Origin of the sequence: Aeromonas sanarellii, from assembly GCF_000820085.1 — a bacterium.
Lineage (GTDB): Bacteria > Pseudomonadota > Gammaproteobacteria > Enterobacterales > Aeromonadaceae > Aeromonas > Aeromonas sanarellii.
The window spans coordinates 76,749-90,789 of sequence record NZ_CDBN01000053.1 but is presented as its reverse complement, the minus strand read 5'-3'; the positions used below and the strand labels follow the sequence as shown (position 1 = coordinate 90,789).

General features: G+C 61.5%; 14 protein-coding genes. 9 read left to right on the top strand and 5 right to left on the bottom strand.

Annotation, left to right across the window (positions count from 1 at the left end):
• Positions 1–71: 71 nt before the first annotated feature.
• Positions 72–836, bottom strand: coding sequence for a pyruvate dehydrogenase complex transcriptional repressor PdhR (gene pdhR, locus BN1132_RS11305; protein WP_010675815.1), 765 nt, complete (start codon positions 834–836; stop codon positions 72–74).
• A gap of 278 nt (positions 837–1,114) precedes the next feature.
• Positions 1,115–1,684, bottom strand: a complete 570-nt coding sequence (ampD, locus tag BN1132_RS11295; protein ID WP_042077634.1) for a 1,6-anhydro-N-acetylmuramyl-L-alanine amidase AmpD — start codon at positions 1,682–1,684, stop codon at positions 1,115–1,117.
• 112 nt (positions 1,685–1,796) lie between these two features.
• Between ampD and BN1132_RS11290 the strand changes: the two genes are divergently transcribed.
• From BN1132_RS11290 to yacG, 9 genes are all read left to right on the top strand, one after another.
• The gene (locus BN1132_RS11290) at positions 1,797–2,267 is read left to right on the top strand and encodes a retropepsin-like aspartic protease family protein (protein WP_042077632.1); all 471 of its coding nucleotides are present in this window, start codon (positions 1,797–1,799) and stop codon (positions 2,265–2,267) included.
• 3 nt (positions 2,268–2,270) lie between these two features.
• A complete protein-coding gene (nadC, locus tag BN1132_RS11285) occupies positions 2,271–3,146 on the top strand; it encodes a carboxylating nicotinate-nucleotide diphosphorylase (protein ID WP_042077630.1) in 876 nt (291 codons plus the stop codon).
• Between the two features lie 309 nt (positions 3,147–3,455).
• On the top strand, positions 3,456–3,917 hold the full coding sequence (locus BN1132_RS20365; protein ID WP_042077629.1) for a pilin: 462 nt from the start codon (positions 3,456–3,458) through the stop codon (positions 3,915–3,917).
• A 3-nt stretch (positions 3,918–3,920) separates the two neighbouring features.
• Entirely contained in the window at positions 3,921–5,627 is a 1,707-nt protein-coding gene (tapB, locus tag BN1132_RS11275; protein WP_042077628.1) for a PilB family type IVa pilus assembly ATPase TapB, read from the top strand.
• Positions 5,628–5,754: 127 nt separating this feature from the next.
• On the top strand, positions 5,755–6,996 hold the full coding sequence (locus BN1132_RS11270) for a type II secretion system F family protein (protein WP_042077626.1): 1,242 nt from the start codon (positions 5,755–5,757) through the stop codon (positions 6,994–6,996).
• 67 nt (positions 6,997–7,063) lie between these two features.
• On the top strand, positions 7,064–7,939 hold the full coding sequence (locus BN1132_RS11265) for a prepilin peptidase (protein WP_042077625.1): 876 nt from the start codon (positions 7,064–7,066) through the stop codon (positions 7,937–7,939).
• Positions 7,940–7,957: 18 nt separating this feature from the next.
• Positions 7,958–8,572: a dephospho-CoA kinase gene (coaE, locus tag BN1132_RS11260; RefSeq protein ID WP_042077623.1), complete on the top strand. Its 615-nt coding sequence runs from the start codon at positions 7,958–7,960 to the stop codon at positions 8,570–8,572.
• 37 nt (positions 8,573–8,609) lie between these two features.
• The gene (gene zapD, locus BN1132_RS11255) at positions 8,610–9,332 is read left to right on the top strand and encodes a cell division protein ZapD (RefSeq protein ID WP_042077622.1); all 723 of its coding nucleotides are present in this window, start codon (positions 8,610–8,612) and stop codon (positions 9,330–9,332) included.
• Between the two features lie 12 nt (positions 9,333–9,344).
• The gene (yacG, locus tag BN1132_RS11250) at positions 9,345–9,539 is read left to right on the top strand and encodes a DNA gyrase inhibitor YacG (RefSeq protein ID WP_042077620.1); all 195 of its coding nucleotides are present in this window, start codon (positions 9,345–9,347) and stop codon (positions 9,537–9,539) included.
• Positions 9,540–9,597: 58 nt separating this feature from the next.
• Here yacG and mutT read toward each other — a convergent pair whose 3' ends face one another.
• From mutT to secA, 3 genes are all read right to left on the bottom strand, one after another.
• Positions 9,598–10,002, bottom strand: coding sequence for an 8-oxo-dGTP diphosphatase MutT (gene mutT / locus BN1132_RS11245; protein ID WP_174213873.1), 405 nt, complete (start codon positions 10,000–10,002; stop codon positions 9,598–9,600).
• 8 nt (positions 10,003–10,010) lie between these two features.
• Entirely contained in the window at positions 10,011–11,195 is a 1,185-nt protein-coding gene (locus BN1132_RS11240; RefSeq protein WP_042077618.1) for a tetratricopeptide repeat protein, read from the bottom strand.
• Positions 11,196–11,263: 68 nt separating this feature from the next.
• Positions 11,264–13,984: a preprotein translocase subunit SecA gene (gene secA / locus BN1132_RS11235; RefSeq protein WP_042077617.1), complete on the bottom strand. Its 2,721-nt coding sequence runs from the start codon at positions 13,982–13,984 to the stop codon at positions 11,264–11,266.
• Positions 13,985–14,041 lie beyond the last annotated feature (57 nt).

Genomic DNA, 14,041 nt, shown 5'->3' with positions numbered 1-14,041 from the left:
TGTTGTTGTGATTGCACGGCATTGCACGGCGAAGGGCGCAAGCATTCGACAATAAAGAAAGCCTTGTGGGATTAGTTTTCCTGCTGACGGATCCGACGCATGGATCGCTGGATCCGGCTGTCTTCCCTCTGCATATCCAACAAGGTGTCCTCGATAAAGGCCAGGTGCTCATGACAAGCAGCCCTGGCCCGCTCCGGAGCCCCCGACAGGATAGCCTCGATCAGGCTCGCACGATGGCGACGGATCTTGGCGACCACTCCCGGACGGCGATTCAAAATTTCATTGTTTCGTAAAATGTTCTGCTCGAGCATGGGGCCCATGGCCCGCAACAGGTGCAGCAGCACCACGTTGTGGGAGGCCTCGGCCACGGCCAGATAGAACTGGGTGACGGCGGCCGACTCGACCACCAGCGACCCTTGCTGGCCCGCCTCCTCGATGGCGGCCTGCGCCAGGCGGATCCGCTCGAAATCAGCCTCTGTGCCCCGCAGCGCCGCGTAGTAGGCACAGATGCCTTCCAGCGCGTGACGAAACTCCAGCAGGTCGTACTGGGCTTCCGGGTGAGTGCTGAGCAGTTCGAACAGGGGATCGGCGATCCCCTTGCTCAAGGCATTCTGCACATAGGTGCCGCCGCCCTGACGACGATACAAGAGTCCTCTCGCTTCCAGGCGCTGGATGGCTTCGCGCAGGGAGGGGCGCGACACCTGAAACTGGATGGCGAGTTCCCGCTCGGGCGGCAACTTCTGGCCCGGCTGCAGGCTGCCTTCCAGAATCATGCTTTCCAGCTCGGCGACGATGGCGTCGGCCAGCTTGGGCTGAGTAATCTTGATATAGGGCATGAGGCTACTTTGTTAAATTGGTATTACCAATTTTATGGTTGGGGCGAAAATTAGCAGAGGGCTTGGAAAAAGTCCACCCAAAATATGATCTGAATCAAGAAGCCGGCTTGCCACTTTGGGGGTAAAACAGCGGAATCATGATGTAGCTCATAGAAAATGGTCTGACCAATATTTGTGAGCTCGATCACCGGCAACATTTGCTCAACAGCATGAAAAATGGCCTGCCCCATAGGGCAAGCCATTGATTCTAAAAACACTAACTAATTTTGCACTTTTCACTAAAAGTGGAGTTTTTCTCGATATCGCAGCCATTCGAAACTGTCGCCCGGATCCGTCTTGCGGCCCGGCGCGATGTCGCAGTGCCCGACGATCCGCTCCGCCGTGATGGCGGGATAACGGCGAGCAATCGCCCAGCTGAGGTCCGACAGCACCTCGTATTGCACCTCGCAGTAGGGAAGCTCGTCGGTCCCTTCCAGTTCGATGCCGATGGAGTAGTCGTTGCACGCCTCCCGCCCCGCCCAGCTCGACACCCCCGCATGCCAGGCTCTGGCACCGAACGGCACGTATTGCACCAGCTCGCCGTCCCGGCGGATCAGGCAGTGGGCCGACACCCTCAGCTGATGAATGCCGGCAAAATAGGGGTGCGCCTCGGGATCGAGCCGGCCGAGAAACAGATCGTCGATGAAGGGACCGCCGAACTCCCCCGGGGGCAGGCTGATGCCGTGTATCACCAGCAGGGAGACATCGTCCGGACTGGCGCGCTCGTTGTGATGGGGCGACGGCACCTTGCGGGCCTGCTCGCACCAGCCTTCACTATCGATGGAAAACGGGGTTCTGGGTTGTGTCATCGTCTGCTCGACTCACAATGGGAAGGGGGTGATAAACAGGAAACAAGTCCCTGAATCCACGGGTAAAGCTGTGTTAGGCTTGGCCATTCACTCGCGCGATGTGGGACATACTATGCACCCGATGGCACGCCGTCTCTGGCTGCTCGCCTGGCTCTCGCTGCTGGGTCTGCTGACCCTCTACTTTCATGGTCGCGAACAACCGTCGGTGACCGCCAGCGGCGATCTGCTGCTCAAGGCGGATGCCAGCGGTCATTATCGTCTGGAGGGTGCCATCAACGACCAGCCGGTGCAACTGCTGCTGGACACGGGGGCGACCCGGGTGACCATACCGAGCCAGGTGGCCTCCCGGCTCGGCCTCGTCGCCACCGGCCGCAGCCGGGTCAACACGGCCGCCGGGGAGATCCTGGTCGATACCGGCCGGATCGAAAGTCTGGCGATGGGTCCGCTGACCCTGTACGATTTGTCCGTCTTTATCAATCCGGCCGCCGACGGGGAGGAGATCCTGGTGGGCATGAATGCCCTGGGCAGGCTGGAATTGCGCCAGAAAGACAGGCAGTTGCTTCTCAGACCCTTGCAGGAATAAGGCATGTTACAACAGGACATCCGCCGCGCCGTGCGCGCCGCACTTCTCGAAGACTTGGGCGATGCCCTTACCGCACTGGACCAACCGGATGCCAGCGCCGATATCACCGCCCAGCTGATCCCGGCGGATCGCATCTCGACTGCGCGAGTCATCACCCGCGAGGCGGGCGTCTTCTGCGGTCAGCCCTGGGTAGACGAGGTGTTTGCCCAGCTCGGCGGCGACGTCAGGGTGGAGTGGAAGGTGCAGGATGGCGAACGCCTCCTCCCCAATCAGGAGCTGTTCCGCCTGCACGGCCCCGCCCGTGTGCTGCTCACCGGCGAACGCAATGCCCTCAACTTCGTGCAGACTCTCTCCGGCGTCGCCACCCTGACCGCCCGTTATGTGGCCGAGCTGGAGGGAACGGACTGCCGGCTGCTCGACACCCGCAAGACCCTGCCCGGTCTTCGCACCGCCCAGAAATATGCGGTCACCTGTGGCGGCGGCAAGAACCACCGCATCGGTCTCTACGACGCCTATCTCATCAAGGAGAACCATATCCTCGCCTGCGGCGGTATAGCGCCGGCGATCGCACAGGCACGCCACCTCAATCCGGGCAAGCCGGTGGAAGTGGAGGTCGAATCCCTGGCCGAGCTGGAGCAAGCGCTGGCGGCCCGTGCCGACATCGTGATGCTGGACAACTTCGACATCCCCATGATGAAGGAGGCCGTCCACCTGAACCAGGGACGCGCCAAGCTGGAGGTCTCCGGCAACGTGACGCTCGACACCCTTGCCAGCTATGCCGCGACCGGCGTCGACTTTATCTCGGTGGGGGCGCTGACCAAACACGTACGGGCACTGGATCTCTCGATGCGCTTTATGGAAGACGTGGCCGAGGGCTGAACGAGCCAGACCCGCCGTTTGGCCCAGAAATATTACAGGGCTCGAAACTTGCAAAAGGCGCCATCGGCGCCTTTTCTTTATGCAGGATCCCGCGACATAAGGAGTGTGAAGATGGGCCCCCCCCAACCTTGAGCAGTGCCAAGAGAAACCATTTAATCTTTGATTTTTCTACAACTTTCACTAAATGACACAAAAGTGGTTAACAAGGGCTCCGCCTCTGTTGCCAACCCGAAGCGCTCAGATAAGATACCAATGTGGATAGCATTCCACCTGTGCTTATCAGGAACCATGGAAAAAAGGATATTTGACATGAAAAGACAGTCAGGGTTTACGCTAATCGAATTGATGATCGTCGTTGCGATCGTCGCCATCCTCGCCGCCATCGCCTTGCCAGCGTATCAGACCTATACCAAACGAGCTAAATTCTCAGAAGTAATTGCAGCTATAGGCCCAGCAAAAACAGCTATAGAGGTGTGTGTCCAAGGAGCTAGAGACAACGCAGAAATTATGAATACTACGACTGGCTGCGGAGCAAGAGCCTTTGCTGCTCTTTCTGCAGCAGTTGATAACCAAGAGTATGTTAAGACTCCCGTTTCTACCGATGTTACAACTGCCGGTGCAATTACAGTCAGATCCTCAGCTACTTTTGATTCTGCCAAAGAATCAACATACATACTAAGTGCAAGCCCAGCATTAACAACTTCTACAGTACCTGGTGAACAAATAAACTGGGTCACGTCTGGAACCTGCAAGCAAGATGGCTATTGCTAACGCATGACCTCTAGCCTTAATAGCGGCCTGGCTACCAGCCTGGCCGCTTCCTCCCTCCTCAGTGAGCCGGACTCACAGCGCTATCTGAGCCAGGCCAGGGCGCAGCGCAAGCCCTTTGTCACCTTCCTGATTGAAAACGACATCCTCGACAGCAAGGCCCTCGCCGACTTTTGCGAGCTTGAGTATGGGGTACCTCTGCTGGATCTGGCCGCCTTCGACCTGGCCGAGATCCCGCAGAAATACCTCAATCAAAAGCTGATTGAAAAACACCACGTCCTGCCCATCTATACCCAGGGCCACACCCTCTATATCGCCATGTCGGATCCGACCAATGTGTCGGCCCTGGAGGATTTCGGCTTCAGCTTCGGTCTGCACACGGAAGCCCTGCTGGTCGAGGAGAGCAAGCTGACCGCCGCCATCGGCAAGTTGATGGAGAGCGAGCAGGATACCCTCGGCATGGATCACATCGACGAGGCCGAGATCTCCGAGCTCGAGGTGTCCGACGAGAATTCCCGCCTCGATGAGAGCGTCAATACGGCCGACGACGACGCCCCCATCGTCAAGTACATCCACAAGATCATGATGGACGCCATCAAGCGCGGCGCATCGGACCTGCATTTCGAACCTTACGAGACCAAGTACCGGATCCGCTTCCGGATCGACGGCATACTGCACGAAATCGCCACCCCGCCGGTGAACCTGGCAAACCGTTTCGCGGCGCGCTTAAAAGTCATGGCACGGCTCGACATCGCCGAGCGGCGTCTGCCCCAGGATGGCCGCATCAAGCTCAAGATTTCGCGCAACAGATCCATGGACATGCGGGTCAACACCCTGCCCACCATGTGGGGCGAGAAGATCGTCATCCGACTGCTGGATTCATCTGCAGCCAGGCTCAATATCGATCAACTCGGCTTCGACGACCGCCAGAAGGGGCAATACCTGCATGCCCTCTCCAAACCCCAGGGGATGATACTGGTCACCGGCCCCACGGGGTCGGGCAAGACGGTATCGCTCTATACCGGTCTCAACATCCTCAATACCAACGAGGTCAACATCTCCACCGCCGAGGATCCGGTGGAGATCAACCTGCCCGGCGTGAACCAGGTGCAGATCAACCCCAAGGCGGGGCTCACCTTCGCCAGCGCCCTGCGCTCCTTCCTGCGCCAGGATCCCGACATCGTCATGGTGGGGGAGATCCGGGATCTGGAGACCGCCGAGATCGCCATCAAGGCCGCCCAGACCGGCCACCTGGTGCTGTCCACCCTGCACACCAACTCGGCGGCCGAGACGCTCACCCGGATGATGAACATGGGTGTCCCCGCCTTCAACATCGCCTCCTCGGTCACCCTCATCATGGCCCAGCGCCTCGCCCGCAAGTTGTGCGATCACTGCAAGGCGCCCGAGGTGGTGCCGGAAGCCGAGCTGCTGGAGCTGGGCTTTACCCAGCAGCAACTGGCCGCCGGCTTGCGACTGTTCAAACCCGTGGGGTGCAAGGAGTGCTCGGGAGGCTACCGAGGGCGGGTCGGGATCTATGAGATCATGCTGATGTCAGACAACATCGCCAAGCTCATCATGCAAGGAGCCAACTCGCTGCAAATCGCGGCCATCGCCCAGAAGGAAGGGATGCGCACCCTGCGCACCTCCGGCCTTGAAAAAGCCCGCCTGGGAGTCACCAGCCTGGCCGAAATAAACAGGATCACTACCAACTGAGTACGCTGTGTTCGAGTCATCTCACCGGGTGAAGCCGCTGCCATCACCCCGATGATGTTCTTCAAGCCAAGATGAGCCGGATGGGCAGCAGCACCCGGCCACCGTCGCCCAATTGCAGGATGCAGTGATGGCTACATTAGCTCAAAAACAGAACGCACCAAAAAAGGTCTTCTCCTTCCGCTGGCACGGGTTCAATCGCAAGGGACAGAAGGTGTCAGGCGAGTTGCAGGCCGACAGCATCAATACCGTCAAGGCGGAACTGCGCAAGCAGGGCGTCAATGTCACCAAGGTCAGCAAGCAGGGGCAGGGGCTGTTCTCCAAGGGCGGCGCCCGGATCAAGCCGATGGACATCGCCGTCATCTCCCGCCAGATCACCACCATGCTCTCCGCCGGCGTACCCCTGGTACAGAGCCTGCAGATCATCGCACGCGGCCATGAAAAGGCGGCGGTGCGCGAACTGATCGGCCAGATCGCCGCCGACGTGGAGACAGGTACCCCGCTGTCGGAGGCGTTGCACCGTCACCCCCGTTACTTCGACGATCTCTATTGCGACCTGGTCGAGGCCGGAGAGCAGTCCGGTGCACTGGAAACCATCTACGACCGGATTGCCACCTATCGCGAGAAGAACGAGGCCCTCAAATCCAAGATCAAGAAGGCCATGTTCTATCCGGCCATGGTCATCCTGGTGGCCATCGTCGTCACCTCCATCCTGCTGCTGTTCGTCATCCCCCAGTTCGAGGAGATCTTCCGGAGCTTCGGGGCCGAGTTGCCCGCCTTCACCCGGTTCGTCATCGGCATCTCCCGCTTCATGCAGGCGTGGTGGTATGTCATCTTTGGCGGCCTCGCCCTCGCCATCTTCCTCTATGTGCGTGCCTGGCGAAAATCCCAGAAGGTCAGGGACAGCACAGACAGGTTCATCCTCACCATTCCCGTGGTGGGCAACATATTGCACAAGGCCGCCATGGCCCGCTTCGCCCGCACCCTATCCACCACCTTCTCCGCCGGTATCCCCCTGGTGGATGCGCTGGTCTCGGCGGCCGGGGCGTCGGGCAACTATGTCTATCGCACCGCCATCATGGCCATCCGCAACGAGGTGGTGGCCGGCATGCAGATCAACGTCGCCATGCGCACCGTGGATCTCTTCCCCGACATGGTGACCCAGATGGTGATGATCGGCGAGGAGTCCGGCGCCATCGATGACATGCTCTCCAAGGTCGCGGCCATCTTCGAACAGGAGGTGGACGACATGGTCGACGGCCTCACCAGCCTGCTGGAACCCATCATCATGGTGGTGCTCGGGGTGCTGGTCGGCGGCATGGTCGTGGCCATGTACCTCCCCATCTTCAAGCTCGGCTCTGTGATACACTGAGCCCCTTCGGCAAGAGGGCCAGCCAGTTCGGCCTGGCCCCTTCTCTCTCAACGCAAGCGGTTGACTTATGGCGCCCCTGATCGAACTGGCCCAGGCCCTGCCCTGGTTTTATCTCTCCCTGGTGTTTCTCTTCTCCCTGATGGTGGGCAGCTTCCTCAACGTGGTGATCCATCGCCTGCCCATCATGATGGAGCGGGACTGGCACGCCGAATACACCGACTATTTCGGTGACCATACGTCCCCCATCCCGGCCACTGGACGCTACAACCTGATGGTGCCCCGCTCCCGCTGCCCCCATTGCGACCACCCCATAGGTGCGCTGGAGAACATCCCCCTGCTGAGCTGGCTCTGGCTCAGGGGGCGCTGTCGCAACTGCCGAGCCCCCATCTCCGCCCGCTATCCCCTGGTCGAATTGCTCACTGCCCTGCTGTCGGTCGCCGTGGCCGCCACCCTCACTCCCGGCTGGGGAACCTTGGCGGCCCTCGTGCTGACCTGGGTACTGGTGGCGCTCACCTTCATCGATCTGGACAAGATGCTGCTGCCGGACCAGCTCACCCTGCCACTGCTGTGGGGCGGTCTGCTGTTCAACCTGTTGGGAGGCTTCGTCCCCCTGGCGGATGCGGTGATCGGCGCCATGGCAGGCTATCTGGTGCTCTGGGCCCTCTACTGGGCCTTCAAGCTGCTCACCGGCAAGGAGGGCATGGGTTATGGCGATTTCAAGCTGCTGGCAGCCCTCGGCGCCTGGCTCGGCTGGCAGGTGCTGCCCATAGTGCTGCTGCTCTCCTCCCTGGTCGGCGCCGCCATAGGTATCGGCCTCATCCTGCTTCGCAACCACCATCAGGGCAAGCCCATCCCCTTCGGCCCCTATCTCGCCATCGCGGGCTGGATAGCGCTGCTGTGGGGGGATAGCATCACCCGCTGGTATCTCCATGTCGTGCTCTAGCAAGAGGATCTCTGACCCATGTATGTAGTCGCCATCACAGGGGGCATCGGCAGCGGCAAGACCACCATCGCCAACCGCTTTGCCGAGCTGGGCATCGAGGTGGTGGATGCCGACATCATCGCCCGCGAGGTCGTGGAGCCCGGCACCCCGGCCCTGGCCGCCATTGCCGACCATTTTGGCCAGGATGTCATCTCGTCCGATGGCCGGCTCGATCGCCGCAGACTGCGCGAGCATATCTTCAGCGACCCGGCGGCCAAGGCCTGGCTCAACGCCCTGCTCCACCCCCTCATCCGCAGCGAAATGCTGCGCCAGTGCGCGACCGCCGAGTCTCCCTACTGCCTGCTGGTGGTGCCCCTGCTGGTGGAGAACCGGCTCACCTCCCTCGCCGATCGGGTGCTGGTCATCGACGTGGACGAGGAGACCCAGATAGAGCGAACCTGTCGTCGGGATGGCGTGAGCCGGGCGCAGGCAGAGGCGATACTGGCGTCCCAGGCGCGCCGCGGGGAACGCCTGGCGATGGCCGATGACGTGCTGGACAACCAGAGTGTCACAAGTGAGACCATCCGAGAGCGAATTTTGGCCCTGCACCAGACATATCTGGCATTTGCCTCTCAACAAGCCCGCCAACAGTGAGTACACTAGGCCGGTTTATGGCTGGCCAGGATTAGGCATGATTTACGATTTCCCCCTCAATGAAAAAAGCCGGACCTATCTTCGTCTGGAGTCCCTGTTTTCCCAGATCCGCGACAATCTGGAGAGTGACCAGTCCTGGGCACACATCGCCTTCTTCAAGGGGTTGTTCGATTTGCAGGAGCTGCTGGAGCGCGGCGACCTGCGCGCCGATCTCATCAAGGACCTGGAGCGCCTCGGCCAGCGGCTGAGCCACTGGGCCAGCCTGCCTGACGTCGACCTCGAGCAGATCCAGCGGATGCAGCAGGAAAGCACCCAGCTCTCCCGCAGCCTGCTCAACTCCCCCCGTCCCGGTGCCCGCCTGAAGGAAGATCGCCTGCTCGGCTCCATCCGCCAGCGTTTCTCCATTCCGGGGGGGCTGTGCGCCTTCGACGTACCCCAGCTGCATCACTGGCTGGCCACGCCAGCCGTCGCCCGCCACCAGCAGATGCAGCAATGGCTCAGCGACATCACCCTGCTGATGAACGCCATCTCCCTGCTGCTGCGCCTGTGGCGCGAGTCGGGCAACTTCAGCGATCAGGTGGCCACCAACGGCTTCTTCCAGGACACCGCCGAAGGGGCCGAGCTTATCCGTATTCGCTTGCCCAATGGACAAGCCTGCTACCCCACCCTGAGCGGCCACAAGAACCGCTTCGCCCTGCGCTTCCTGCCGACGACGGAACAGCAGATTGGCGACGTCCCCTTCCAGCTCGCCTGCTGCTAAGGAGAGAACGACATGGTCACCAAGGTAAAATGCCCCACCTGTCAGAGTGAGGTTGAATGGACTCCCGAGAGCCCGTTTCGCCCCTTCTGCAGCAAGCGCTGCCAGCTGATCGACCTCGGTGAATGGGCCGACGAAGAGAAGCGCATTCCCGGCGAGATCAACCCGGATCTGCTGCCCGACCCGGAACAGGGCGATCCCTGGCAATAAACACAACACGATCAAGAAAGGGCCTGACCGGCCCTTTTTCAATGGTTGTGCTCTGCCCTCAGGCCAGCGAGGCTTGCAGCCGCGCCACTATGGGGCCGTTGGCATCCGGGAAGTGGTACTCGTGGAGCGAGGCCAGCGGCACCCAGCGGCACTCCTGCCCCTCCTTGCCGAAGGGCTCGCCATGGAAACGGGTTACCTTCCAGATATCCAGCAACACCTGCTTGTCGGGGTAGTCGTGGTGCAGCTCCATGAAGGGAGCGCAGTCCTGCACCCGGATCCCGATCTCTTCCCACAGCTCTCTGTCCAGCGCGGTGAGCAGGTCTTCCCCCGACTCCACCTTGCCCCCCGGAAACTCCCAGCGATCCCCCTGATGGCGATCGGCGGAGCGTTTGGCGATGAAGATATCGCCCCGTTCGTTCTCGATGACACCGACCGCCACCCAGATCCGTTTCTTCTGTTCCATCATTGTCCTCAACGTAAACACGACAAACGGGCGATCCAGGGGGCCAGCCGAGCGGCCTGCTTTTCCCCCTGGGCCCTGAAGAGATCCTGCCCCACATGTTCATTGCCCGCCGGGGCCGGCTGCGGCCAGGGGACGACGCCTGCCGGAGCAAAGCAGCGATCATGTATCAGCGCACTCTGGCGCAGATAGCGCCACAGGCAGTCACGCAGGAACCACTGATCGATATTCGGCGTCTCCATGGTCCTGGATTGATAACCCTCCAGCAGCGGCTGCAAGGGTGGAAGCACGCCGGCCACACCGCCCCACATGCCTGCCAGCACCAGATCGGTGTGGCTCCACCAGTCACGCATGATATGGAACCAGTGCCCCGATGCAAGCCAGTCATCGACCGCCAGCCGCTCCCGCAGATTCAGCACGGAGTCCGCATCGCGCACAAGAAAGCGTCCCACTCCGGGATCATTGGCGACCTGGAAGCGCCAGCACAGGCGCTGACGCAGGGACTGACCGTCGGGTTGCATCCTGACCTCGGCGCCATGCTCCCGCAGGCAGGTCAGCAACTCTCCCGGCACGCTGGCATCCACGTAGAAGCGCACCCGCCAGCCGGGATAGAGGTAGGCTGCGGCCAGCACATTGTCGAGCGCTCCCCGCAAGTAACGGGCCTGCTTGCCCCAGAGGGAGAAGGCGATGACGGGCTGCCTCTCCCCCTGCCCGGCCAGCCAGGCTGCCGGCCCCTCTGCCGGCAGCGCCCACCCCTCGACGGGCTGCGAGACGGCCTCATCCTTGAGGGTCAGGGCCCGGGCCCCCGCCACCGAGGCTTCGGCATAGCGCCCAAGCTTGGCGAGGGAAGTGCAGAGTCCGTCATAGGTCAGATAATCGGCCGGCTCACGGCGGACCAGCTCGGTCAGATGAACCACGGCCCGCTCATGCTGACCCGAGCGGGAGAGACAGACGCAGAGATTGCGCAGCACCTCGTCGTCCTCGGGCGAGCCCTGGTGCGCCAGCATCAGTACCTGAGCGGCCGAGGCGGGATCCCCTGACAAAAAGAGGTAATAGGCCAACTGCAGCTGCAGGGGAACAGGCTTGATCCTTGCCTCGTTCAGCCTCATCAGCACCTGCTGGACAGCCTGCTGGCGATCCCCCCTCGACCAATGGCTATGTGCCTCGTCATCCCACCCCGCCGGCAGCTTGCTCATCGGTGATCTCCTCCTGTCCCGGAAACAAATACACCGCCCGGAGGCGGTGTATTCATCATGGCAGGGTGTCAGGTCAACTGACCGTGACAGTGCTTGTATTTCTTGCCGGAGCCGCAGGGGCAGGGATCGTTGCGGCCCACCTTCTGCTCGTCCCGCACGAAAGTGACGTGACCCGGTTCGGGCTGGGCCTCGTCGTCGGCCAGCTGGTTCTCGGCGGCGGCGTGGGTATAGGTGCGGGGAGCCGCTTGTGCCTGCTGGCGCTGCTGCTCTTCCATCGCCTCCACGTCGCGCTCCTGCACCTGGACACGGCTCAGGATGCTGACCACGTCGCGCTTGAGGGTCTCCAGCATCTGGGTGAACAGATCGAAGGACTCGCGCTTGTACTCCTGCTTGGGGTTCTTCTGGGCGTAGCCGCGCAGATGTATGCCCTGACGCAGGTGATCCATGGCCGCCAGATGCTCCTTCCACAGGCCATCCAGGGTCTGCAGCATCACCGCCTTCTCGAAGTTGCGCAGCACCTCCTTGCCGACCAGCTCCTCCTTGTGGGCATAGAGCTTGGTGGCCTCTTCCAGGATGCGCTCGCGCAGCTTCTCCTCATACAGCTTGTCGTCTTCCGCCAGCCACTGCTGCAGCGGCAGATCCAGCGCGAAGTCGGACTTCAGGCGCGCCTCCAGACCCGGCACGTCCCACATTTCCTCCAGGGACTGGGGCGGGATGTATTCGTCGATGACGCTGCCATAGACGTCGTCACGGATGACGTGGATGGTCTCGGAGATGTCGCTGGTGTCCAGCAGCTCGTTGCGCTGCTCGTAGACCACCTTGCGCTGATCGTTGGCCACATCGTCGAACTCCAGCAGGTTCTTGCGGATGTCGAAGTTGCGACCCTCCACCTTGCGCTGGGCGTTTTCGATGGCCTTGGTCACCCAGGGGTGTTCGATGGCCTCGCCCTCTTCCATGCCCAGCTTCTTCATCATGCCGGTCACGCGATCGGAGGCGAAGATCCGCATCAGGGTGTCTTCCATGGAGAGATAGAAGCGGGAGGAGCCCGGGTCACCCTGGCGACCGGAACGGCCGCGCAGCTGGTTGTCGATACGACGGGACTCGTGGCGTTCGGTACCTATGATGTGCAGGCCACCAGCGGCCAGCACGGCATCGTGACGCACCTGCCAAGCGGCTTTCAGCTCGGCGATCTGCTCGCTGGTCGGGTTCTCCAGCTGGGCGATCTCCGCCTGCCAGTTGCCGCCGAGCACGATGTCGGTACCCCGGCCGGCCATGTTGGTGGCGATGGTCACGGCGCCGGTCTGGCCCGCCTGGGCGACGATCTCCGCTTCCATGGCGTGGAACTTGGCGTTCAGCACCTTGTGCGGGATGTTTTCCTTGGTCAGGATGCCGGAGAGCAGCTCGGAGTTCTCGATGGAGACGGTACCGACCAGCACCGGCTGGCCGCGCTGCACGCAGTCGCGGATGTCCTGCACGATGGCGGCGTATTTCTCCTGGGCGGTCAGGTAGACCAGATCCCCCATGTCCTTGCGCACCATGGGCTTGTTGGTCGGGATGACCACGGTATCCAGGCCATAAATTTGCTGGAATTCAAAGGCTTCGGTGTCGGCAGTACCCGTCATGCCCGCCAGCTTGTCGTACAGGCGGAAGTAGTTCTGGAAGGTGATGGAGGCCAGGGTCTGGTTCTCGTTCTGGATCTTGACCCCTTCCTTCGCCTCGACCGCCTGGTGCAGGCCGTCAGACCAGCGGCGACCCGGCATGGTACGGCCGGTGTGCTCGTCGACGATGACGATCTCGTCCTTCTGGACGATGTAGTCGACGTTGCGCTCGAACAGGGTGTGGGCACGCAGGCCGGCATTGACGTGGTGCAGCAGGCTAATGTTGGTGGCGGAGAACAGGGAGTCCTCCTCCGCTAGCAGCCCCTCTTTCTTGAGCAGCTCCTCCACGAAGATCTGGCCGTTCTCGGTCAGCAGCGCCTGGCGGTTCTTCTCGTCCACCGTGTAGTGGCCGTCGCCGGTGTACTCTTCGGAGTCTTCCTTGTCCTGCTTGACCAGCAGGGGGATCAGCTTGTTGATCTGTGTGTACATGGCGGAGCTGTCCTCCGCCGGGCCCGAGATGATAAGCGGGGTACGGGCTTCATCGATGAGCACCGAGTCCACCTCATCCACCAGCGCATAGTTGAGCGGACGCTGCACGCGCTGTTCCGGCGAGAACGCCATGTTGTCGCGCAGGTAGTCGAAGCCGAACTCGTTGTTGGTACCGTAGGTGATGTCGGCGGCGTAGGCGTCGCGCTTCTGGGACGCATCCATGCCGGGCACGTTGCAGTCGACGGTCAGGCCGAGGAAGGCGAACAGCGGGCGGTTCGCCTCGGCATCGCGCTTCGCCAGATAGTCGTTCACCGTCACCACGTGGACGCCGCGGCCGGTCAGGGCGTTCAGGTAGGCCGGCAGGGTCGCGGTGAGGGTCTTGCCTTCACCCGTCTTCATCTCGGCGATACGGTTGGAGTTCAGCACCATGCCGCCGATCAGCTGGACGTCGAAGTGGCGCATGCCGAACACCCGGCGGGAAGCTTCACGCACGGTGGCGAAGGCCTCCGGCAGCAACTGCTCCAGGGTCTCACCCTGCTCCAGGCGCTGGCGATACTCGGCGGTCTTGGCCTGCAGCTCGCTGTCGGACAGTGCCTCGAACTGAGGCTCCATCGCATTGATCTGTTTTACAATTTTGCGCAAAGCCTTGAGCGTTCTGTCGTTCCGGCTGCCGATAATCTTGGTGAGCAGTGTGCTAATCATGGGTACCAACTGTTTTGGTTATATAAGCGTTCCGTCACTGGAACCTGAAGAAAAAAC

Excerpts from the sequence above, each read along its gene's own strand:
- yacG (WP_042077620.1), top strand. The coding sequence starts at position 9,345 with ATGGTCACCAAGGTAAAATGCCCCACCTGTCAGAGTGAGGTTGAATGG.
- BN1132_RS11270 (WP_042077626.1), top strand. The coding sequence starts at position 5,755 with ATGGCTACATTAGCTCAAAAACAGAACGCACCAAAAAAGGTCTTCTCC.
- coaE (WP_042077623.1), top strand. The coding sequence starts at position 7,958 with ATGTATGTAGTCGCCATCACAGGGGGCATCGGCAGCGGCAAGACCACC.
- pdhR (WP_010675815.1), bottom strand. The coding sequence starts at position 836 with ATGCCCTATATCAAGATTACTCAGCCCAAGCTGGCCGACGCCATCGTC.
- nadC (WP_042077630.1), top strand. The coding sequence starts at position 2,271 with ATGTTACAACAGGACATCCGCCGCGCCGTGCGCGCCGCACTTCTCGAA.
- ampD (WP_042077634.1), bottom strand. The coding sequence starts at position 1,684 with ATGACACAACCCAGAACCCCGTTTTCCATCGATAGTGAAGGCTGGTGC.
- tapB (WP_042077628.1), top strand. The coding sequence starts at position 3,921 with ATGACCTCTAGCCTTAATAGCGGCCTGGCTACCAGCCTGGCCGCTTCC.
- zapD (WP_042077622.1), top strand. The coding sequence starts at position 8,610 with ATGATTTACGATTTCCCCCTCAATGAAAAAAGCCGGACCTATCTTCGT.
- mutT (WP_174213873.1), bottom strand. The coding sequence starts at position 10,002 with ATGGAACAGAAGAAACGGATCTGGGTGGCGGTCGGTGTCATCGAGAAC.
- BN1132_RS20365 (WP_042077629.1), top strand. The coding sequence starts at position 3,456 with ATGAAAAGACAGTCAGGGTTTACGCTAATCGAATTGATGATCGTCGTT.
- BN1132_RS11265 (WP_042077625.1), top strand. The coding sequence starts at position 7,064 with ATGGCGCCCCTGATCGAACTGGCCCAGGCCCTGCCCTGGTTTTATCTC.
- BN1132_RS11240 (WP_042077618.1), bottom strand. The coding sequence starts at position 11,195 with ATGAGCAAGCTGCCGGCGGGGTGGGATGACGAGGCACATAGCCATTGG.
- BN1132_RS11290 (WP_042077632.1), top strand. The coding sequence starts at position 1,797 with ATGCACCCGATGGCACGCCGTCTCTGGCTGCTCGCCTGGCTCTCGCTG.
- secA (WP_042077617.1), bottom strand. The coding sequence starts at position 13,984 with ATGATTAGCACACTGCTCACCAAGATTATCGGCAGCCGGAACGACAGA.